At 72.9% G+C, this 21341-nt stretch carries 19 protein-coding genes and 2 pseudogenes; 14 read left to right on the top strand and 7 right to left on the bottom strand.

The features are described from left to right. Nucleotides 1–32: 32 nt before the first annotated feature. On the bottom strand, nt 33–500 hold the full coding sequence (locus tag JN535_RS07150) for a PPOX class F420-dependent oxidoreductase (protein WP_205204262.1): 468 nt from the start codon (nt 498–500) through the stop codon (nt 33–35). Nucleotides 501–733: 233 nt separating this feature from the next. Between JN535_RS07150 and aspS the strand changes: the two genes are divergently transcribed. Beyond that, a complete protein-coding gene (gene aspS, locus JN535_RS07145; RefSeq protein ID WP_205204260.1) occupies nt 734–2533 on the top strand; it encodes an aspartate--tRNA ligase in 1800 nt (599 codons plus the stop codon). 195 nt (nt 2534–2728) lie between these two features. Here aspS and JN535_RS07140 read toward each other — a convergent pair whose 3' ends face one another. Next, nucleotides 2729–4975, bottom strand: coding sequence for an MMPL family transporter (locus JN535_RS07140; protein ID WP_307868349.1), 2247 nt, complete (start codon nt 4973–4975; stop codon nt 2729–2731). A 126-nt stretch (nt 4976–5101) separates the two neighbouring features. On the opposite strand from JN535_RS07140, the gene JN535_RS07135 reads away from it, so the two are divergent. Beyond that, nucleotides 5102–6574: a replication-associated recombination protein A gene (locus tag JN535_RS07135; protein ID WP_205204256.1), complete on the top strand. Its 1473-nt coding sequence runs from the start codon at nt 5102–5104 to the stop codon at nt 6572–6574. 60 nt (nt 6575–6634) lie between these two features. Beyond that, nucleotides 6635–7069 carry a peptidoglycan-binding domain-containing protein gene (locus tag JN535_RS07130; RefSeq protein ID WP_205204254.1) on the top strand — a complete coding sequence of 145 codons (435 nt, stop codon included), beginning with the start codon at nt 6635–6637 and terminating at the stop codon, nt 7067–7069. Between the two features lie 134 nt (nt 7070–7203). Here JN535_RS07130 and JN535_RS21515 read toward each other — a convergent pair whose 3' ends face one another. From JN535_RS21515 to JN535_RS07125, 3 genes and pseudogenes are all read right to left on the bottom strand, one after another. Then, nucleotides 7204–7428 carry a hypothetical protein gene (locus tag JN535_RS21515; RefSeq protein ID WP_240200845.1) on the bottom strand — a complete coding sequence of 75 codons (225 nt, stop codon included), beginning with the start codon at nt 7426–7428 and terminating at the stop codon, nt 7204–7206. Nucleotides 7429–7430: 2 nt separating this feature from the next. After that, nucleotides 7431–7502, bottom strand: a pseudogene (locus JN535_RS21510) (hypothetical protein); the annotation flags it as partial. A 131-nt stretch (nt 7503–7633) separates the two neighbouring features. Next, nucleotides 7634–8322 (bottom strand): annotated as a pseudogene (locus tag JN535_RS07125) (IS256 family transposase); the annotation flags it as partial. A 473-nt stretch (nt 8323–8795) separates the two neighbouring features. Between JN535_RS07125 and rpsD the strand changes: the two are divergent. The 8 genes from rpsD (at nt 8796) to JN535_RS21700 (ending at nt 16246) form a co-directional block, all read left to right on the top strand. After that, nucleotides 8796–9422, top strand: coding sequence for a 30S ribosomal protein S4 (gene rpsD, locus JN535_RS07120; RefSeq protein WP_047234514.1), 627 nt, complete (start codon nt 8796–8798; stop codon nt 9420–9422). A 251-nt stretch (nt 9423–9673) separates the two neighbouring features. Beyond that, nucleotides 9674–10069, top strand: coding sequence for a DUF948 domain-containing protein (locus tag JN535_RS07115; protein ID WP_205204253.1), 396 nt, complete (start codon nt 9674–9676; stop codon nt 10067–10069). Then, nucleotides 10069–10428, top strand: coding sequence for a hypothetical protein (locus JN535_RS07110; RefSeq protein WP_141388133.1), 360 nt, complete (start codon nt 10069–10071; stop codon nt 10426–10428). The genes JN535_RS07115 and JN535_RS07110 overlap by 1 nt, the downstream gene beginning before the upstream one ends. 73 nt (nt 10429–10501) lie before the next feature. Next, entirely contained in the window at nt 10502–13189 is a 2688-nt protein-coding gene (gene alaS / locus JN535_RS07105; protein ID WP_205204251.1) for an alanine--tRNA ligase, read from the top strand. Beyond that, complete coding sequence (ruvX, locus tag JN535_RS07100) at nt 13186–13722, top strand: Holliday junction resolvase RuvX (RefSeq protein WP_307868348.1); 537 nt, start codon at nt 13186–13188, stop codon at nt 13720–13722. Before alaS ends, ruvX begins: the two co-directional genes overlap by 4 nt. Then, a complete protein-coding gene (gene mltG / locus JN535_RS07095) occupies nt 13719–14873 on the top strand; it encodes an endolytic transglycosylase MltG (protein WP_205204249.1) in 1155 nt (384 codons plus the stop codon). The genes ruvX and mltG overlap by 4 nt, the downstream gene beginning before the upstream one ends. Next, nucleotides 14870–15748: a shikimate dehydrogenase gene (locus JN535_RS07090; protein ID WP_205204242.1), complete on the top strand. Its 879-nt coding sequence runs from the start codon at nt 14870–14872 to the stop codon at nt 15746–15748. Before mltG ends, JN535_RS07090 begins: the two co-directional genes overlap by 4 nt. 45 nt (nt 15749–15793) lie before the next feature. After that, on the top strand, nt 15794–16246 hold the full coding sequence (locus JN535_RS21700) for a peptidoglycan-binding domain-containing protein (protein WP_374100482.1): 453 nt from the start codon (nt 15794–15796) through the stop codon (nt 16244–16246). 367 nt (nt 16247–16613) lie between these two features. Here JN535_RS21700 and JN535_RS07080 read toward each other — a convergent pair whose 3' ends face one another. Further along, a complete protein-coding gene (locus JN535_RS07080) occupies nt 16614–17162 on the bottom strand; it encodes a prepilin peptidase (RefSeq protein ID WP_205204238.1) in 549 nt (182 codons plus the stop codon). Between the two features lie 224 nt (nt 17163–17386). On the opposite strand from JN535_RS07080, the gene aroC reads away from it, so the two are divergent. Genes aroC through aroB form a run of 3 tightly spaced genes read left to right on the top strand, consistent with a single transcriptional unit; the run spans nt 17387 to nt 20381 of the window. Next, the gene (gene aroC, locus JN535_RS07075; RefSeq protein WP_205204708.1) at nt 17387–18604 is read left to right on the top strand and encodes a chorismate synthase; all 1218 of its coding nucleotides are present in this window, start codon (nt 17387–17389) and stop codon (nt 18602–18604) included. After that, entirely contained in the window at nt 18604–19197 is a 594-nt protein-coding gene (locus JN535_RS07070; RefSeq protein WP_205204236.1) for a shikimate kinase, read from the top strand. Before aroC ends, JN535_RS07070 begins: the two co-directional genes overlap by 1 nt. Next, a complete protein-coding gene (gene aroB, locus JN535_RS07065; RefSeq protein WP_374100481.1) occupies nt 19194–20381 on the top strand; it encodes a 3-dehydroquinate synthase in 1188 nt (395 codons plus the stop codon). Before JN535_RS07070 ends, aroB begins: the two co-directional genes overlap by 4 nt. A gap of 31 nt (nt 20382–20412) precedes the next feature. On the opposite strand, the gene JN535_RS07060 is transcribed toward aroB, so the two are convergent. After that, nucleotides 20413–21198, bottom strand: a complete 786-nt coding sequence (locus JN535_RS07060) for a glycerophosphodiester phosphodiesterase family protein (RefSeq protein ID WP_307868347.1) — start codon at nt 21196–21198, stop codon at nt 20413–20415. Between the last annotated feature and the right edge of the window lie 143 nt (nt 21199–21341).

Genomic DNA, 21341 nt, shown 5'->3' with positions numbered 1-21341 from the left:
GGTGGGCACGCTACGCCGTACCGCCGGGGCCGTCAGCCGTCCGCGAGGCGCGCCGGGAAGCCCCCCGTCGCGACCGGGCCCCAGCGCGTGATCGTCAGGCGCACGAGCGACTTCCCCTGCGCGACCATGGCGGCGCGGTACTCGTCCCAGTCCGGGTGCTCACCGCTGATCGAGCGGTAGTAGTCGACGAGCGGCTCGACCGAGTCCGGCAGGTCGATCACCTCGGCCTCGCCGTCGACCTGCACCCACGGGTCGGAGAAACGCTCGCCGAGCGAGAGCAGCGACGCGCGCGGGTCCCGGCGCACGTTGACGGCCTTCGCGCGCTCCGGGTACGTCGACACGACGACCCGCCCCGCGTCGTCGACCCCGTACGTCACGGGGCTGAGTTGGGGCCGGCCGTCGGCCCGGGTCGTGACGAGCACGCCGTCGTGGCGGGAGCGCAGGAACTGCTCGAGCTCGTCGCGCTCGACGCGCCGGTTCGTCGCGATGGTGCGTGCCACGGGTCACCCCTCCTCGTGCGGACGGCGGGCCGATCGGCGCACGCCGGTGCCGCCGGCCCGGACCCGAGCTCCGGACCCAGGTTCCGGACGCGCGACGTGGTCGGCGCCCTGGTGGCGCGGCGGCACCGCCACGGTATCCGGTCGAGCCGCCCGCCCGCCCGCACTAGAATCGTCCGGACGCGCGCCCGCCCCCGGGAGCGCGACCCCCACCGCCCACCTGGAAGGAACCCTCCGTGCTGCGCACCCGAACGGCCGGCTCACTACGGGCCGAGCACACCGGTCAGACCGTCACCCTCACGGGCTGGGTCGACCGTCGGCGCGATCACGGCGGCGTCGCCTTCATCGACCTGCGCGACGCCTCCGGCATCGCCCAGGTCGTCATCCGCGACGAGGCCGTCGCGCACCCGCTGCGCAACGAGTTCGTCCTCCAGGTGACCGGCGAGGTCTCGCGCCGCCCCGACGGCAACGAGAACCCGTCGCTCCCGACGGGCGAGATCGAGGTCGTGGCGAGCGACGTCGTCGTGCTCAACACGTCCGAGGCGCTGCCGTTCCAGGTCTCCACGGCGCTCGCGGACACCGAGACGATCGGCGAGGAGGCGCGCCTCAAGCACCGCTACCTCGACCTGCGCCGGCCCGCGCCCGCGCACGCGCTGCGCCTGCGGGCCAAGGTCAACCAGGCCGCGCGCCGCGTGCTCGACGCCGAGGAGTTCGTCGAGATCGAGACGCCGACCCTCACGCGCTCGACGCCCGAGGGCGCGCGGGACTTCCTCGTGCCCGCGCGCCTCGCGCCCGGCTCCTGGTACGCGCTGCCGCAGTCGCCGCAGCTCTTCAAGCAGCTGCTCATGGTCGCGGGCATGGAGCGCTACTACCAGATCGCGCGCTGCTACCGCGACGAGGACTTCCGCGCCGACCGCCAGCCCGAGTTCACGCAGCTCGACGTCGAGATGAGCTTCGTCGAGCAGGACGACGTGATCGCGCTCGCGGAGAAGATCCTCGTCGCGCTGTGGGAGCTGATCGGCTACACGATCCCGACCCCGATCCCGCGCATGACGTTCCACGACGCCATGCGTCTCTACGGGTCGGACAAGCCCGACCTGCGCTTCGGCAACCCGCTCGTCGAGCTCACCGACTACTTCAAGGACACCCCGTTCCGCGTGTTCCAGGCGGAGTACGTGGGCGCCGTCGTCATGGCGGGCGGGGCGTCGCAGCCGCGCCGCCAGTTCGACGCGTGGCAGGAGTGGGCCAAGCAGCGCGGCGCCCGCGGGCTCGCGTACGTGACGTTCGGCGAGGACGGCACGCTCGGCGGCCCGGTCGCGAAGAACCTGTCCGACGCCGAGCGCGAGGGCCTGCGCGACGCGACCGGCGCGCAGCCGGGCGACGCCGTGTTCTTCGCCGCGGGCAAGACGTCGGACTCGCGCGCGCTGCTCGGTGCCGCGCGCCAGGAGATCGCGAAGCGCACGGGCGCCATCGACGAGGACGCGTGGGCGTTCGTCTGGATCGTCGACGCGCCGCTGTTCAAGCCCACGGGCGAGGACGACGACGTCGACCTGGGCCACTCCGCCTGGACCGCGGTGCACCACGCGTTCACCTCTCCCACGCCCGACTGGATCGACACGTTCGAGCAGAGCCCGGGCGAGGCGCTCGCGTACGCGTACGACATCGTGTGCAACGGCAACGAGATCGGCGGCGGCTCGATCCGTATCCACCGCCGCGACGTCCAGGAGCGCGTGTTCGACGTCATGGGCATCGGGCCCGAGGAGGCGCAGGAGAAGTTCGGCTTCCTCCTCGACGCGTTCAAGTTCGGTGCGCCCCCGCACGGCGGGATCGCGTTCGGCTGGGACCGCATCGTCGCGCTGCTGACGAAGTCGGACTCGATCCGCGACGTCATCGCCTTCCCGAAGTCGGGCGGCGGGTTCGACCCGCTCACGCAGGCCCCGGCGCCGATCACGCCCGAGCAGCGCAAGGAGGCCGGCGTCGACGCGAAGCCGGCCGCGCCGAAGGACGACGCGGCCGAGCCCACGCCGGAGGCGTGACCGCCGGAACCACGCGCGAGGGCGCGCCGACCCCCCGACGGCGGGTCGGCGCGCCCTCGCGCGCCCGCCAGCGCCTCGACCGGTGGGCCGGGCCGCCCCGGTCGTCCGGGCGTCGCTCCGAGGGGCCCCGGCACGGCGACGCGAGCGTCCCGTGCCGGCTCGGCGGCGTCGCGCCGCGGACCCGCCCGCCCGGGGTCAGTGCGCGACCGCCAGCTTGCGGTGCACCCGCCGCAGCGGGCGTGGCGCCCACCAGTTGAAGCGGCCGAGCAGGGTCATCGTCGCGGGCACCAGGAGCAGGCGGACGATCGTGGCGTCGATGAGCACCGCGACGGCGAGCGCGAACCCGACCTCCTTGATGACGAGGAGGTCGCCGAAGACGAAGCCCGCGAAGACGACGATGATGATCGCCGCCGCGGACGTGATGATCCGGCCGGAGCGCTGGAGCCCCAGGCGCACCGCCTCGTCGTTGGGGTGGCCGGCGTCGTAGAGCTCCTTGACGCGCGCGAGCAGGAACACCTCGTAGTCCATGGCGAGGCCGAACGCGAAGGCGACGACGAGCGCCACCACGTACGTCTCGATCCCCCCGACCGAGGAGAAGTCGAGCAGGCCCTCCAGGTGCCCGTCCTGGAAGACCCAGACGAGCACGCCGAGCGAGGCCGCGAGCGACAGCGCGTTCGTGAGGAGCGCCTTGACCGGCACCACGACGGACCCCGTCATGAGGAACAGCAGGACGAGCGTCGCGCCGACGACGATCCCGACGGCCCACCACACGCGTTCGCCGAGCGCGTCGAGGAAGTCGACCTGCCCGGCCGCCTGCCCGGTGACCCACACGTCGAAGCTGCTGTCGGACGCCCGCACCTCGCGCACGACCGACACCGCCTCCGGGCCACCGGCGTCGTCCGCGTCGACGTGCACGCCCACGACGGCGTAGTCGCCGAGCGGTGCCGCGGGGTCGACGCTCGCGACCCCGTCCAGCCCCGCGACGTCGTCGGCCCACGCCTGCGCCTCCTCGACGCTCGCGTCGACCACGGCCACCACCTGGGCGCTCTCGCTCGACGGGTACTGCGCGGCGAGCTCGTCGACGAACTCGCGCTGCGGGGAGCCCTGGGGGAGCAGCTCGATGCCGGAGTTGCGCATGTGCAGGCCGAGGACGGGCAGCGCGAGCACGACGAGCACGACGACCGTCGTCAGCAGCACCCACACGGGGTGACGCTGCACGCGCGCCGCGAGCCGGGAGAAGGCGCCCTCGTCGGACTGGACGTCCGCCGTCCGGGCGAGCACGCGGCGCAGGCCGGGGACCCGACCGAGGATGCCGGGCCGCGCGAGGCGGCGGCCCGAGAACGCGAGCAGCGCCGGGACGAGCGTGAGCGCCGTCGCGACGGCGACGAGGACGACGCCGAGGCCGCCGGCCCCGACGGACCGCAGGATGTCCGGGCGGAACACCATGAGCCCGGCGATCGAGATCGCGACCGTGAGCGCGGAGAACGCGACGGTGCGGCCCGCCGTCTCCATCGTGCGCACGAGCGCCGCGTGCACGACGCCGTCCCCGCGCCGTCGCCGCAGCGCCGGGTCGTCGCCGGCCTCGAGGAACCGGTGGAGCTCCTCGCGGAACCGCGACACGACGAGCAGCCCGTAGTCGATCGAGAGCCCGAGCCCCAGCAGGGTGACGACGTTGACCACGGACGCGTCGACGTCGAGCACGTACGTCAGACCCAGCAGGACGCCGAGCCCCGTCCCGATGGACGCGACGGCCCCGGCCATCGGCATCGCGGCGGCGAGGAAGCCGCCGAAGACGAGCACCATGATGAGCAGGGCGACCGGCAGGGCGACCTTCTCGCCCGTCGTCAGGTCCTCCTCGACCTGCCCCGTGATGGCGTCGACGATGAGCGCGTTCGAGCCCACGAGGCCCGTCGCGTCCCCGGCCGCGTCCGGTGCGGCCTCGGCGAGGACGCCGGGCGTCGCCTCGAGCTGCTCGACGACCCGCTCGGCCACGGCGTCCGTGCGCTCGGCGTCGAGGTCGGTGCGCAGCGTCACCACGGTGAGGAACCCGTCCCCGCCGCTCGCGACGAGCGACTGCGCGGCCGGGTCCTCCACCCCGCCGGGGATCACGTACGGGTTGATGACCGTGTCCACGCCCTCGATCGCCACGAGGTCCGCGTTCACCTCGGTCATGGCCTCCACGACCTGCGCGTCCGCGGGGTCGACCTCGCTCACCAGGAGCGTGATCTCCGGGCCGCCCTCCTCGTTCTCGGCGAGGATCTGCGTCGCGCGCTCGCTGTCGGACCCGGGGATGGTCGGGGCCCCCGTGGTGACCCGGTCGAACACGCTCTCGCCGTGCACGCCGACCAACGCGAGCGCGAACCCGAGCGCGGTGAGGGCGACCCACACGACGACGGTGAGGCGGGGATGACGGGCGACACGACGACCGAGGCTCGAGAACACGAGCGCCAGCATCGCATCAGCCCGCGCCGCGTGTCAGATCCCTCGCGACGCTGTGGACGACGTTCACCCGACCTCCCCACACCGGCGGCGTCGGGCTGCGTGGGCGGCGGTGCGTAGGCTCGGGGCATGTCCACCGGTGATCTGTTCGGCGGCGACCTCTTCGGCGCCGCCACCTCCGGCGCGCAGGGCACGCCGCGACCGGGACCGGGGGCCCCGCTCGCCGTGCGCATGCGACCCGCCGCCCTCGACGAGGTCGCGGGCCAGGGGCACCTGCTCGTCCCCGGCTCGCCCCTGCGGCGGCTCATCGAGGCGGACGCGTCCGGCGGCCGTGCCGCGCCCGGCTCCGTCATCCTCTGGGGCCCGCCCGGCACCGGCAAGACGACGCTCGCCTACCTCATCGCGACCGCGTCCGGGCGCCGCTTCGTCGAGCTCTCCGCCGTCACCGCGGGCGTGAAGGACGTGCGCACCGTCGTCGAGGACGCCCGCCGCCGCCTCGCGACCGGCGGCGAGGAGACCGTCCTGTTCATCGACGAGGTGCACCGCTTCTCCAAGTCCCAGCAGGACGCGCTCCTGCCGAGCGTCGAGAACCGCTGGGTCACGCTCGTCGCGGCGACCACCGAGAACCCGAGCTTCTCCGTGAACTCGCCCCTGCTGTCGCGTTCGCTCCTGCTCACGCTCCAGCCGCTGGGGGACGACGACGTCCGCGCCCTCGTGCGCCGCGCCGTCGCCGACGACCGGGGGCTCGGCGGCCTCGTCGCGCTCACCGACGAGGCGGAGGACCACCTCGTGCGCCTCGCCGGGGGCGACGCCCGCAAGGCCCTGACCGTCCTCGAGGCCGCCGCCGGTGCCGCCCTCTCCGACGCCCCGGTCCCCATCGCGGTGGCGGCCTCCGAGGACGCCGACGCGGACCGGTCGGGCGACGGTGCGCAGGACGCGACCGCCGACGCCGCGGAGCCCGTACCCGTCGACCTCGACACCGTCGAGCGCGCCGTCGACGTGGCCGCCGTGCGCTACGACCGCGACGGCGACCAGCACTACGACGTCGTGTCCGCGTTCATCAAGTCCATGCGCGGCTCCGACGTCGACGCCTCTCTGCACTACCTCGCGCGCATGATCGCGGCGGGCGAGGACCCGCGCTTCATCGCCCGGCGCATCGTCATCGCCGCGGCGGAGGACGTCGGCATGGCCGACCCGTCCGCGCTCCAGACCGCCGTCGCCGCCGCCCAGGCCGTCCAGCTCATCGGCATGCCCGAGGGGCGGATCGTCCTCGCGGAGGCCGTCGTGCACCTCGCGACCGCGCCCAAGTCCAACGCCGCCTACCTCGGGATCGACGCGGCGCTCGCGGACGTGCGCGCCGGGAAGGCCGGGTCCGTCCCGACGCACCTGCGCGACGCGCACTACCCGGGCGCGAAGCAGCTCGGGCACGGCACCGGGTACCGGTACGCGCACGACGCGCCCCACGGCGTCGCGGCGCAGCAGTACCTGCCCGACACGCTGGTCGGCTCCCGGTACTACACGCCGACGGACCGCGGCTACGAGCGCCAGGTCGGCGAAAGGCTGGGCCGCGTCCGGGACATTCTCGGACGCGAAGCCGGGTGACCTGTTATCGTGGCCGCAGCGCCAAATCGGTGCTAAACGGACACTCCGGAGGTACATCACATGCGTCAGGTCCAGCGTCGCACCCTGGGCGCTCTTGTGACTCTCGCCCTCACCCTCGGCGGGATGGCCGTTGGGACGGCACTCGCAGCTCCCGCCTCGGCAGCCACCCCGTTCTGCAACGATCACTACCTGCCCGCCGGCAACCTCGGCGTGCCCGGCTTCGTCAGCGGTGGCACGACGACCTACAAGTGCACCCTCTCCCAGGGCCGCACCGGGTACCCCGTCACGTTGCTGCAGCGGAGCCTGAAGGACTGCTATGGCCAGAACATCGCGGTCGACGGCAGCTTCGGTCCCGCAACCCGGTCGGCGCTCATCGCGGCGCAGAGGACGGCTGGGGTTGCGGCTGACGGCCTCTACGGCCCCGTGACCGCCAAGGCCATCTACCACTCGGGCTACGCGAACGGCAGCGGCAGGCAGTTCTGCGGGAAGTTCTGATCAACCCTGGTCGGTGGGGCACAACTGCTGGTGCTCCACCGACCGGACATCTCGCAGGCAAGGTCACCCCACTTCGCCGTGCAGCCAGGTGATCGGCTCTGTCCAGTTTTCGGTGTAGCTCAAGTTGTTGATGTTCAGCGTCGGCCGGCGGACAGCCGACCGTCGAAGGTGACCTCGAAGGCGTTGAGTGCCGCCTTCCAGCGTTGGGTCCAGCGGGCGCTGCCTGTGCCGGTCCGGTCCAGGGCCATCACCGCGAGGTAGGCGCGCTTGAGGGCGGCCTGCTCGTTCGGGAAATGGCCCCGGCGCGGACGGCCTTGCGGGCCCGGGTGTTCACGGACTCGGTGGCGCTCGTGGTGCACGCGATCTGGCGGATCTCGGCGTCGAACTGCAAGAACGGGACGAACTCGGCCCACGCGTCGGACCAGAGCTTGATGATCGCGGGGTACTTGGCCCCCCACGCCTCGGTGAACTCCTAGAAGCGTTCCTCCGCGGCCGCGGCCGTGGAGCGGTGCAGATCGGGTTCAGGGCGCGGGCGAGCCTGTCCCAGGCCTGCCGGGCGGCGTACCGGAACGACGCGCGTCTCAGGTGCACCACGTAGGTCTGCACCACGGTCTGGGGCCAGACGTTGGACACGGACTTGGCCCTTGAGCCCGTCGCACACCAGCATGAGCACGTCCGCCACGCGCGGTTCTTGATCTCGGTCAACGCCTGCTGCCAGTACTTCGCGCCCTCGCCGCGGTCGCCGGCCCACGGCCCGAGGATGTCCCGGTTGCCCTCGACCGTCACGGCCATCGCGATGTAGATCGGCCGGTTCGCGACTTGCCCGTCACATACCTTGACGTGCATCGCGTCGATGAACACCACGGGGTCGACCGGGTCCAGCGGACGGTTCTGCCATTCCGTCATGCCCGCGAGCACCTAGTCGGTGATCGTCGAGATGCTTGTCTTGGACAACTGCGCGCCGTCGACCTCGACCAGGTGCGCCGAGATGTCCCCGCGGGTCATCCCACGCGCGGACGGCGACAGGATCATGTCCTCCACGTCGCCCAGGCGACTCTGCCGCTTGCGCACGATCGCGGGCTCGAACGTTCGGCCCGGTTCCGGAGCACGGTGATCTCGACCGGCCCTGCCTGGGTGAATACCGTCTTCGTGCGGGTGCCGTTACGGGCGTTGCCGTCCACCGAGCCGCCGCGCTCGTGCGGCTCGTAGCCCGGGTGGCCGCTGAGCTCGCCCTCCAGCGCGCACTTCAGCACCAGCTTCGTCAGCCGGCCCAGCAATCCGGCCTCGCCGTTCAGCACGAGCCCCTGCTCGCGGGCGCCACCGACCAGCGCGGCGACCAGCCCCCGATCCGCCACCGCACCCTGCTCCTCGACCGTCGCCGTCACCGGTTCCCCGACCCCACGTCACAGATCTGTACTTCACTCATCGGGCATACCTCCCTGATCAGAAGTTGCACCGACGGCCGTACAGTCCCAAATAGGGGATTACCAGGTGGTCGGGGTGGCGCTGTGGTGCACGGGCATGTTCTTCGCGCATCGATACCGTGGTCCACGGGTGCGGTAGACTGCCCAGGTTGCCTTCACGGCGACCACCTGGGACCTCGGCCCCGACCCGCCGTCTCTCCTCCGGAGAGGCACGTGGTCCATCGGCTGGTCCCGCACCCGGACCCGACCTCTCGGGACCAGGTGTGACGTCAGTACACACACGACAGGAATGAGATACCGCTGTGACGTCTGTCAAGCGTTCGCGCCGCCAGGTCCGCCTGAGCCGCGCCCTGGGCATCGCCCTCACCCCGAAGGCCGTCAAGCACTTTGAGAAGCGCCCGTACCCCCCGGGTGAGCACGGCCGCGCCCGCCGCCGCACCGAGTCGGACTACGCGGTCCGTCTGCGCGAGAAGCAGCGTCTGCGCGCCCAGTACATGCTCCGCGAGAAGCAGCTCGCGCGTGCGTACGAGGAGGCCCGCAAGGACAAGGGTCTGACCGGTGAGGCGCTCGTCGAGAACCTCGAGACCCGCCTCGACGCGCTCGTGCTGCGCGCCGGCTTCGCCCGCACGATCCTGCAGGCGCGCCAGGCGGTCACGCACCGCCACATCCTCGTCGACGGCAAGATCGTGGACCGCCCGTCGTTCCGCGTGAAGCCCGGCCAGACCCTCCAGGTCAAGCCGAAGAGCCAGGCGACGACGCCGTTCCAGGTCGCCGCCGCGGGCGCGCACCGCGACGTCCTCCCGGCCGTCCCGGGCTACCTGGACGTCCAGCTCGAAAAGCTGAGCGCGATCCTCACGCGTCGCCCGAAGCGCGCCGAGGTCCCCGTGCAGTGCGAGGTCCAGCTCGTCGTCGAGTACTACGCTCGCTGACCCTCGCTCCGGACGCCTCGCTCACCGCTTCGTCGGCGAGCGAGGCGTTCGTGCGTCCGGACCGGTGCGCACGCCGCACCGCAGCGACGCCGTCGTCGTGTCGTGCCCGACGGCGGTCCCCGCCCTGGTGCGGGTAGTGTTTCGCGGAGTCGTGGGCATGTCCGTGAGGACCCCGCGGCGACGTGGACCGTCCCGCGCGCACGCCGCGCGGCGTCCGCGCACAAGGCACCGTGACTGGCACTGGAGGAAGAATGTCCCTGGGAGACGTGGCCGGCCTCATCGCAGCCATCGCGTTCGTGCTGCTCGTCGGCCTGCTCGCGGTGCCGCTCCTCAAGCTCGGCCGCGTGCTCGACGAGGCGCGCGCGAGCATCAAGGAGGTCACGGACCACTCGGTCCCGATCCTCGACGAGGCCGCGACCACGGTCGCGACGACCAACAGCCAGCTCGTCAAGGTCGACACGATCACGACGTCGGCCGCCCAGGTGAGCGAGAACGTCTCCGCGCTGACCGGCCTGTACGCCGCGACGTTCGGTGCCCCGCTGGTCAAGGTCGCCGCGTTCACCTACGGCGTGCGCCAGGCCGCGGCCCGCTCGTTCGGCGGTCGTCGGTCGACGGGCCGCTCCGGCCGCGCCGAGGGGTCGCGCTGATGCGCCGCGTCTTCTGGATCGGCGTCGGGGTGGCGATCACGGTCGTGGTCGTCGTCCGCGGCAAGAAGATCCTCGCGCGGTACGCGCCCGCGTCGCTCGTGGACCAGGCGACCGAGCAGGTCAACGGTCTGGGCGAGAAGGTCGTGGAGATCGCCCGCGACTTCCGCACCGAGTTCACGCTCGCGCGCGACGCGCGCGAGCAGGAGCTCATGGCGGCGCTCCTCGCGGAGGGTCAGGAGGACCCGGACGTCGTGCGAGCGCGCCGCGCGGCCGGCCGCCACGCGCGCCCGGCCGCGGGAGACCCCAGCCCCTTCGACGACACGGACGACGTCGAGGACCTCCTCGGTTACTCCTTCTAGGACGCGCGGCCCGGCCGCGGCCTCCACAGCACACCCGCCACGTACGACCCACCGACTTCACCCGAAGGACATCATGCGCACCGCCGAGATCCGCAAGCGCTGGCTCGACTACTTCGCCGACCGCGACCACACCGTCGTGCCCTCGGCGTCGCTCGTCTCCCCGGACCCGTCCACGCTGTTCACCATCGCGGGCATGGTCCCGTTCATCCCGTACATGACGGGTGAGCAGACGCCGCCGTGGGACCGCGCGACGAGCGTCCAGAAGTGCGTGCGCACGCTCGACATCGACGAGGTCGGCAAGACGACCCGCCACGGCACGTTCTTCCAGATGAACGGCAACTTCTCGTTCGGGGACTACTTCAAGGAAGGCGCGATCACCTACGCCTGGGACCTGGTCACGGGCGCGCGCGAGGAGGGGAAGTACGGGTTCGACCCCGAGAGCGTGTGGGTCACCGTCTACCACGACGACGACGAGGCGCGGCAGCTCTGGAAGCGCATCGCCGGCCTGCCGGACGAGCGCATCCAGGCGCGCGGCAAGAAGGACAACTACTGGTCCACGGGCCAGCCCGGCCCCGCCGGACCCTGCTCGGAGATCTACATCGACCGCGGCCCGGAGTTCGGTCAGGAGGGCGGACCCGTCGTCGACGAGGACCGCTACCTCGAGATCTGGAACCTCGTGTTCATGCAGTACGCGATCGACGACGTGAAGTCCAAGGAGGACTTCCGCATCGTCTCGGAGCTCGCGCGCAAGAACATCGACACGGGCATGGGTCTGGAGCGCGTCGCCTACCTGCTCCAGGGCAAGGACAACCTCTACGAGATCGACGAGGTGTTCCCCGTCATCGCCGCGGCAGAGGAGCTCTCGGGCAAGCGCTACGGCGCGAGCCACGAGGACGACGTGCGCATGCGCGTCGTGGCCGACCACGTGCGCTCCGCGCTCATGATCATGAGCGACGGCGTGCGCCCCTCGAACGAGGGCCGTGGCTATGTGCTGCGCCGTCTGCTGCGCCGCTCCGTGCGCGCCATGCGGCTGCTCGGCGTCGAGGACCGCGCGATGCCAGCGCTGCTCCCCGTGAGCCGCGACGCCATGGCACCGTCGTACCCGGAGGTCGCGACGGACTTCGAGCGCATCTCGACCGTCGCCTACACCGAGGAGGACGCGTTCCGCCGCACCCTCACCTCCGGGACGACGATCCTCGACACGGCCGTGTCGAAGGCGAAGGCCGCCGCGGGGACGAGCGGTGTGCCGGTGCTCGGAGGCGACCAGGCGTTCGCCCTGCACGACACGTACGGCTTCCCGATCGACCTCACGCTCGAGATGGCCGCCGAGCAGGGCGTGCAGGTCGACGAGAAGGCGTTCCGCGCGCTCATGACCGAGCAGCGCCAGCGCGCCCGCGCCGACGCGCTCGCCAAGCGCTCGGGCGGCGTGGACACCGCCGCCTACGAGTCGCTCGCCGGCGAGCTCTCCGCCCCGGTCGAGTTCCTCGGCTACACCGAGTCCTCCGCCGCCGTGCGCGTCGCAGGTCTACTCGTCGACGGCGTGCCCGCGCCCGCCGCGACCGCACCCGCCGACGTCGAGGTCGTGCTCGACCGCACGCCGTTCTACGCGGAGGCCGGCGGCCAGCTCGCCGACCACGGCACGATCGTGCTCGACGGCGGCGCGACCATCGAGGTGGACGACGTCCAGCGCCCGATCAAGGGCCTGTCCGTGCACCGTGGCCGCCTCGTCGAGGGGACCGCGGCGCTCGGCGACCCGGGCACCGCGACGATCGACCGTGACCGTCGCAAGGCGATCAGCCGCGCCCACTCGGCGACGCACATGATCCACAAGGCCCTCCAGGAGTCGCTCGGCAAGGACGCGACCCAGGCCGGGTCGGAGAACGCGCCGAGCCGCATCCGGTTCGACTTCCGGCGCTCGTCCGCCGTGCCGGCGGGCGCGCTGTCGGAGATCGAGGAGCGGGTCAACACCCAGCTCCAGGAGAACCTCGAGGTCACGGACCAGCTCATGCCGATCACCGAGGCGCGCGCCCTGGGCGCGATGGCGCTGTTCGGCGAGAAGTACGGCGACGTCGTGCGCGTCGTGTCGATCGGCGGCGACTGGTCGCGCGAGCTGTGCGCCGGTACGCACGTGCAGCAGACGGGCCAGCTCGGCCTCGTCACGCTGCTCGGCGAGTCGTCGATCGGCTCGGGCGTGCGTCGCGTCGACGCGCTCGTCGGCGACGGCGCGTACGGCTTCCAGGCCAAGGAGCACGCGCTCGTCGGCCAGCTCACCGGTCTGCTCAACGTGCGGACCGAGGAGCTCCCGGACCGCGTGGGCGCGCTCGTGTCCCGCCTGCGCGACGCGGAGAAGGAGCTGGCGCAGCTCCGGCAGTCCCAGCTCCTCGCGGTGGCGGGCACACTCGCCGCGGATGCGGAGCTCTCGGGCGGCACGCGCGTCGTCGTGCACGACGCCGGCGACGTCGCCTCCGCCGACGACCTCCGTGCGCTCGCGCTCGACGTGCGCGGCCGCCTCGGCGAGTCCGAGCCGGCCGTCGTGGCCGTCGGTGGCGTCGCGAAGGACCGCCCGCAGGTCGTCGTCGTGACCAACGCGTCGGCCCGTGCCGCGGGCCTTCGTGCCGGTGTGCTCGCCAAGGCCGCGGCCCAGACGCTCGGCGGCGGCGGCGGCGGCAAGGACGACATGGCCCAGGGCGGCGGCACGGACGCGTCCGCGCTGCCTGCCGCCCTCCAGGGCGTGCGTGACGGCGCCGCGGTCGCCGCGTGACGGGCGTCCCCCCGGTGCCCGGTGACGACGAGCGCGCCCCCCTCCCGCGGGGGGCGCGCCTCGCCGTCGACGTGGGCAGCGTGCGCGTCGGGCTCGCGGCGAGCGACCCCGACGGGCTCGTGGCGACCCCGGTCGAGACGCTCGCGCGCGACACGCGCGCCGGCTCCGCGGTCCCGTCGGACATCGCACGGATCGCGGCCGAGGTCGAGGAGCGCGCGGCACGCGTCGTCTACGTGGGCCTCCCGCGTCACCTCTCCGGGAGCGAGGGTGCCGCCGCCCAGGGCGCACGGGCGTACGCTGGGCTGGTGGCACGCGTCGTCGCCCCGGTGCGGGTGCACCTCGTCGACGAGCGGATGTCGACCGTCAGCGCGCACCAGGCGCTGCACGCCTCGGGACGCGCCGGCAAGAAGCACCGCAGCGTCGTCGACCAGGCCGCCGCCGTTATCATTCTGCAATCCGCTCTCGACGCCGAGCGGGGCGCGGGGGCGCGCGCCGGAGAACCTGTAGACCCGACAGGAGACCACCGACCGTGACCGACCTGTTCGAACGGCCCGCAGTCCAGGGCGAGCAGCAGCCCGCGCGTTCGTCGCGCGCCGAGCAGCGCGCGCGCCGGGCCGCGAAGAAGCGACGCCAGCGCCGGCGTCGTCGCGCCCTCGTGGTGCTGCTCGTCTCGCTCCTCGTGGTGGGCGGAGCGGGCTACATCCTGCTCAACAACGCCTCGGATCTCTTCGGGTTCGCGAACCCGCTCGAGGCGAAGGACTTCGAGGGCCCGGGGACCGAGCCCGTCGACATCGTGATCGAGCCCGGTTCGACGGGCCGCGACATGGGGGCCGTGCTCACCGAGGCGGGCGTCGTCGCGAGCTCCGCGGCGTTCGCGAACGCGTTCGAGGAGAACCCGAACGCCGGCAAGATCCAGCCGGGCACGCACACACTGCTCCTCGGCATGTCTGCGAAGGACGCCGTCGCGCGTCTCGTGGCGAACGACTCGCGCGTCGAGACGAAGATCACGATCCCCGAGGGCTACACGGTCAAGCAGATCCTCGAGCGGTCGTCCTCCGTCACGGGGATCCCCGTCGCGGAGTTCGAGGCGGCCATGGCCGACACCGCCGCCACGGGGCTGCCCGTCGAGGCGAACGGCAACTACGAGGGTTGGCTCTACCCGACGACGTACGTCCTCGAGCCGGGCGACGTGAGCGCGCAATCAGTGATCCAGCAGATGGTCTCGCAGACCGTGATGAAGCTCGATGAGCTAGGGGTTGCCCCTGAGGATCGGGAGACCGTCCTGAACAAGGCCTCTCTGATCGAGCGGGAGGCGAAGTACGCACCCGACCGGCCAAAGATGGCCCGCGCGATCGAGAACCGCCTGGCCATCAACATGGCGCTGGAGATCGACGCGGCGGTCGCCTACGGCCTCGACAAGCCGGGTACCGAGCTCACACGCGAGGACACCCGGAACCCCGACAACCCGTTCAACACCTACGCCCACAAGGGCCTGCCCCCGACTCCGATCGCGAGCCCAGGCGGCGACTCGCTGGCGGCCGTGGTGAGTCCGGAACCAGGCGACTGGATCTTCTGGACCGCGGTCAACCTGGAGACTGGTGAGACCAAGTTCGCGGTGACGTGGGACGAGCACCAAAAGAACGTGGCCGAGCTGCGTCGGTGGCAGGCGGAGAACGGCGGGTGAGCACCAAGCGCCCGCCGCGCCGTGCGGCCGTCCTCGGCCACCCCGTCGCGCACTCGCTGTCCCCGGTGCTGCACCGTGCCGCGTATGACGCGCTGGGGCTGGACGGGTGGTCGTACGAGGCGATCGACACGACCGAGGAGCAGCTACCGGCCTTCGTCAACGGCCTCGACGCCTCGTGGGCAGGCCTGAGCCTCACCATGCCGCTCAAGCACGCGGTGATCCCGCTGCTGGACCACGTCGACCCGCTCGCGAACGTCGTCGGGGCGGTCAACACGCTCGTGGTGCAGCCCACGGGCGGGACGCGACCGACGTTCGTCGGGACGAACACCGACGTACACGGTCTCGTCGCGGCGCTGCGCGAGGGGCTGGGGGAGCGGGAGGTCCGCTCTGCCGTCGTGCTGGGCGCCGGGGCGACCGCTGCCTCGACGCTCGCCGCGCTCGCGCAGCTGGGCTGCGAGGCACCGACCGTCCTCGTGCGCTCGCTCGGGCGCACGGGCAGCCTCCAGCGCGCCGCGCACCGGATGGGCGTCGAGCCGCGGTTCGAGGTGCTGAACCCGGCGTCGCCCGCGCTCGTCGACCGCCTCGCGCATACGGACGCCGTCGTGGCCACCCTGCCGTCGCGTGCCGCCGACCCGGTGGCGGACGCGCTGTCCCGGGCCGCGGCGACGCCCGGCGGGGTCCTTCTGGACGTCGTCTACGACCCCCGGCCCACCGCGCTGTCCGTCGCCTGGACCGCGGGCGGCGGCACCGTCGTCGGCGGCGAGCGCATGCTCCTGCATCAGGCGGCCGAGCAGGTGCGGCTCATGACGGGCAGGGTAGCCCCGCTCCCCGCGATGGGTCGGGCGCTGGCGTCCGCGCTCGGTGTCCCGGCCTGACGCCCCTCGTTGCCCGCATAGTTGCGCGGGGATGGGCGCTGCTCTATGTTCGCCCGCGACACTGTTGTCTCTTTAGGGGGATTTATGAGAATCGTACGACGACTGCTCGCTGTGATGATAACTGCCGGATTGCTCGTGAGTGGCGGCGTCCTCACCGCCGCGTCTGCCTCTGCCGCTTACCCGACGTGCAACACGATCGGCATTCGCAACGGCATCGCAACTCCCTACGCCTCAGCCGCAGGGACCTATACGTGCAACCTGCGGTATGGAAACACGGGTGCCGGGGTGCGTGCGCTTCAGGACTCGCTCAACGAGTGCCACGGTTTCAATCTTGCCCTCGACGGCTCGTTCGGTCCGGCTACGCGAGCCGCGGTCCTGAAGTTCCAGCGAGACCGCGGTTTGATCGCCGATGCCGTCTACGGTCCTCAGACGCGCAACGCGATCAAATGGGTGTCCTGGAGCAACGGGACGCCTCGGCCGTCCTGCCACTCGTACTGACGAGTTACTCCGACGCGGCGTGGCCCGAGTGAACTCGAGTCACGCCGCGTCGATCCGTGGTGTCGAGAGAGATTTGCCGATCTTGCGGCAACAGTGCCGACCCGCTTGCCGACGGTAAGGTCTCGCTGCTCGTTGCACTGATCGTTCCACCAAGCTTCGTTGTGCTCGATCGCGACGGCACCTGCACGAGGCGATCGCGGTCTTGGCTACCGTTCGCGGCGAACTATGGCCCTTCGTCGGCCTGGACGGCACGCTCGTGCGGATCGCACCACTTCATGGACCGCGCAATCCGACCGGTGCCGAGCCTGAGACATTCTGGCAAGCAGCGCCACGGCGTCGGCATTCAGGTCCCGTGCGACCCGACCATCTACCACGCGATCTGCGTCACATCGGTGCACGCCAGCCCTGCGCCGAGCACCATGAACGGCCCGAAGGGCACGACGGTGTCCCGCCGGGCGCGACCCAGGAGCACAAGACCCATCGCCCACGCACCCCCGAGGACGAACGGCAGCATGAGCCCGAGCCCGAGTTCCGCCCAGCCGAGCCACGCGAGCGGTGCTCCGAGTAGCCCGGCAAGCTTCACGTCGCCGAACCCCAGCCCTGGAGGGTAGGCGAGTCTCAATGCGGCGTAGGCGCCGAACGCGAGGGCGCTGCCGGTCAGGGTCAGCGCGAGTTGCTTCAGGTCGCCCGTAGCGAGAGCCGCAGTCCCGAGCAGAACGACCGTGACTGCCCACGTGGGGAGGACCACCGCGTCGGGGAGACGGTGCGTGCGCACGTCGACCACTGCGACCAGCGTTCCGGCCGCGGCGACGAGCACGAACGCCGGAGTTGCCCACGACGTCCCGCCCCACCAGGCGGCACCCGCTGCGGCGATCGCGGCGAGCATGAACCCCGTCCGGCCGGCGGTGTCCTGCACGGCCCGCACCCGCTCCGGCCACCGGAGGGGCGTCCGAACGGCGGCCGTCGGGCGTACGGGAACTGCTGTCTCGTCCCCCTGCTCCATCACGCGCAGCACCGTAGCGCGCCAACGGTGCTGGCTGCCGCCGTCGTCCACAGGTTCTGCGCCCGACCCGGTAGGTGCCTGGTCCGCACTGCGGGCGCCCGCCGGGACGTGGGCACCGACGTGGGAGGATGGCGATCATGCTGCGTTGGTTGACTTCGGGTGAGTCGCACGGTGAGGCGCTGGTCGGGATCCTCGACGGGCTGCCCGCGGGCGTCGAGCTCACGACGGACGACGTGCGCGCCGCGCTCGCGCGCCGTCGCCTCGGGTACGGGCGCGGTTCGCGCCAGAAGTTCGAGCAGGACGAGCTCCGGGTGCTCGGCGGTCTGCGCCACGGCGTGACCCAGGGCGGCCCGCTCGCGCTCGAGATCGCGAACTCCGAGTGGCCCAAGTGGGTCGACGTCATGTCTGCCGACCCGGTGCCGCCCGAGGCGTTGTTGGTCGACGCCGGCACGGGCGACGTGCGCGAGATCGCGCGCAACCGTCCGCTCACGCGCCCGCGCCCCGGCCACGCCGACCTCGTGGGCATGCGCAAGTACGGCTTCGACGACGCCCGGCCCGTGCTCGAGCGCGCCTCGGCGCGCGAGACGGCGACGCGCGTCGCCCTCGGCACGGCGGCGGCGAAGTTCCTCGAGCAGGCGCTCGGCGTCCGGCTCGTGTCGCACGTCGTGGGCATCGGGCCCGTCGAGGTGCCCGAGGACGCGGCCGTGCCCGGACCGGACGACGTCGCCGCGCTCGACGCCGACCCGGTGCGCTGCTTCGACGCCGCGACGTCAGCCGCGATGGTCGCCGAGATCGACGAGTGCCAGAAGGCGGGCGACACGCTCGGCGGCGTCGTCGAGGTCCTGGCCTACGGCGTCCCGTCGGGCCTCGGCACCTATGCGCAGAGCGACCGGCGCCTGGACGCCCGCCTCGCCGCGGTGCTCATGGGCATCCAGGCGATCAAGGGCGTCGAGGTCGGCGACGGCTTCCGCACCGCGCGCCGCCGCGGGTCCGCCGCGCACGACGAGATCGAGCGCGGCACGGACGGGCGCATCCACCGCCTGAGCAACCGGGCCGGCGGCGTCGAGGGCGGCATGTCGAACGGCGAGGTCGTGCGCGTGCGCGCCGCGATGAAGCCCATCTCGACGGTGCCGCGCGCGCTCGCGACGGTCGACGTGGTCACGGGCGAGGTCGCCAAGGCGCAGCACCAGCGCTCGGACGTGTGCGCCGTCCCGCCGGCGGCGGTCGTGGCCGAGGCGATGGTGGCGCTCGTCCTGGCGGAGCAGGCGCTCGAGAAGTTCGGCGGCGACTCCGTCGCGGAGGTCCGTCGCAACGCCGAGGCCTACCTCGCGGCGATCCCGGAGCTCCAGCGCTGATGACGCCCGTCGCCCCGGGCACGCGCCCGGTCGTCGTCCTCGTCGGCCCGCCCGGCAGCGGCAAGTCGACCGTCTCCCGGCACCTCGCCGACCTGCTCGGCCTCGCGCAGCGCGACACCGACACCGACGTCGAGACGGTGGCCGGCAAGCCCGTCGCCGACATCTTCGTCGACCACGGCGAGCCGCACTTCCGCGAGCTCGAGCGCGAGGCCGTGACGACGGCGCTCGCCACCCACGACGGCGTGCTCGCCCTGGGCGGCGGGGCCGTCCTCGACGAGCACACGCAGGCGGCCCTCGCGGCCTACGCCGCGGCGGGCGGCGCCGTGGTGTTCCTCGACGTGAGCCTCGCGCACGCCGCGCCGCGCGTCGGGTTCAACCAGTCGCGCCCGCTGCTCCTGGGCAACCCCCGAGCCCGGTGGGCCGCGCTCATGGAGGCGCGGCGCCCCGTCTACGAGCGGGTCGCCACGCTGCACGTCGTCACCGACGCGCGCACGCCCGCCCAGGTGGCCGAGGAGATCCGCGCCCACCTCGCGCGGGCGGGCACCGCGCCGTCCGACACCGCCGACACCCCGGCCCGACAGGAGAACGCGTGAGCGACACCAACCCCGCCCCCGACACCCCGGCCACCTCCGAGCCCGGGACCCCCGCGCCGACGCGCGTGCGGGTCGCCGGCGACCAGTCGTACGACGTCGTCGTGGGCCGGCACCTGCTCGGCGAGCTGCCCGCGATGCTCGGCGACCGGGTGCGCCGCGTGCTCGTCGTGCACCCCGCTGCCCTCGCCGCGACGGCCGAGGTGGTCCACGAGGACCTCAAGGCGTCGGGCTACGAGGCGTACGTCGCCGAGGTCCCGGACGCGGAGGAGGCCAAGACCGCGCAGGTCGCGGCGTTCCTGTGGGGCGTGCTCGGCCAGCTGGACTTCACGCGCACGGACGCGATCGTCACGGTCGGGGGCGGCGCCACGACCGACCTGGGCGGGTTCGTCGCGGCCACCTGGCTGCGCGGCATCCGCGTGGTGCACGTGCCGACGACGCTGCTCGCGATGGTCGACGCGGCCGTCGGCGGCAAGACGGGAATCAACACCGCCGAGGGCAAGAACCTCGTGGGGTCGTTCCACCCGCCCGCTGGCGTGCTGTGCGACCTCGCGGCGCTCGAGTCCCTCGGCCGGTGGGACTTCGTCGCCGGGATGGCGGAGGTCGTCAAGACGGGTTTCATCGCCGACGAGCGCATCCTCGAGCTCGTCGAGGAGCACGCCGACGCGCTGCGCGCGTGGGGCACGCGCCCGACCACCGACGAGACGTGGGCCGTCGTCGCCGAGCTCGTCGAGCGGTCGATCGCGGTCAAGGCGCGCGTCGTGGGGGAGGACCTCAAGGAGGCGGGCCTGCGCGAGATCCTCAACTACGGGCACACGCTGGGCCACGCGGTCGAGCTCACGGAGCGCTACCAGTGGCGCCACGGCGCCGCCGTCTCCGTCGGCATGGTGTTCGCGGCCGAGCTCTCGCGCCTCGCCGGGAAGCTCGACGACGCCGTCGTCGAGCGGCACCGCGCGATCCTCGGCTCGCTCGGCCTGCCGCTCACGTACCGCGGGGACCGCTGGGAGCAGCTCGTGTCCGCCATGCGGCGCGACAAGAAGTCGCGGGGCGACCTCCTGCGGTTCGTCGTGCTCGACGACGTCGCGCGGCCCACGCGGCTCGAGGGCCCGGACCCGACGCTCCTGGCGGCGGCCTACGCCGAGATCGCGGCCGACGCTCCGGCGGGACGCGGCCCCGTCGCGCTCTGACGCGCGGCGTCCGCGCCCCGGCCGGGTCCGCTCAGGCCCAGAGCCCGCGCGCACGGAGCACGTCGCGCAGCAGGTCGGCGCGGTCGGTCACGATCCCGTCGACCCCGAGGTCGAGCAGCCGGTGCATCGTCGCGCGGTCGTTCACCGTCCACGCGTGCACGGCGACACCCGCCCGGTGGGCGGCCCGGACGAACCCCGAGTCGACGACGCGCACCCAGCCGCCTCGCACGGGAACCTGCAGGCAGTCGACCGACCGCGCCGCGCGGCGGGCCAGCGTGTCGACCCGCGCGCGGCCGGCGAGGAGCATGCCGACCACCGCGCCGCGCGCGCCGGAGACCGTCACGGGACGCGACAGCCGCGCCACGGTCGCCTCCCGACGCGACGCCGCGAACGACGCGACGCACACGCGGTCGTGCGCGCGCGTGCGCTCGATCGCCCGGGCGACCGGCTCCGCCGCCGCCGCCGACTTCACGTCGACGTTCACCCGCAGGTCCGGCCAGGTGCCGAGCACGTCCTCCAGCGCCGGCACCGGCTCCGTCCCGCCGATCCGCGCCGCGCGTACGGTGCGCCACGGGAGGTCGGCGACGAGACCGTGCGCGTCCGTCGTGCGGTCCAGCGACGCGTCGTGGAGCGCGACGGCCACGCCGTCCGCCGTCGCGTGGGCGTCCGTCTCGACGTACCGCAGCCCGAGGTCGCGAGCGGCCGCGAACGCCGCCATCGAGTTCTCCAGGCCCTCGCGCGAGAAGCCGCGGTGCGCGAGCGCGACGAACGGCGCCTCCAGGTAGCCGCTGCCCGCACGGCCCGTCGTGGCCGTCACGCCGGCCCCCGGGCGGTGCAGCCGTCGATCCCGTCGGCGCGGGCCGGCACGCAGGTCGCGAGGATCACCCAGCCAGCGTGCACGACGGCGCCGTACGACGCTCGTCGAGCCGTCCCCCTCCTCGGGGTCCGGTCACGGGGCGA

The organism is Cellulosimicrobium cellulans (assembly GCF_016921195.1).
Classification (GTDB): Bacteria; Actinomycetota; Actinomycetes; order Actinomycetales; family Cellulomonadaceae; genus Cellulosimicrobium; species Cellulosimicrobium cellulans_F.
Note: the sequence above shows the minus strand (reverse complement) of the source record. Positions and strands in the feature narration are given on the sequence as shown.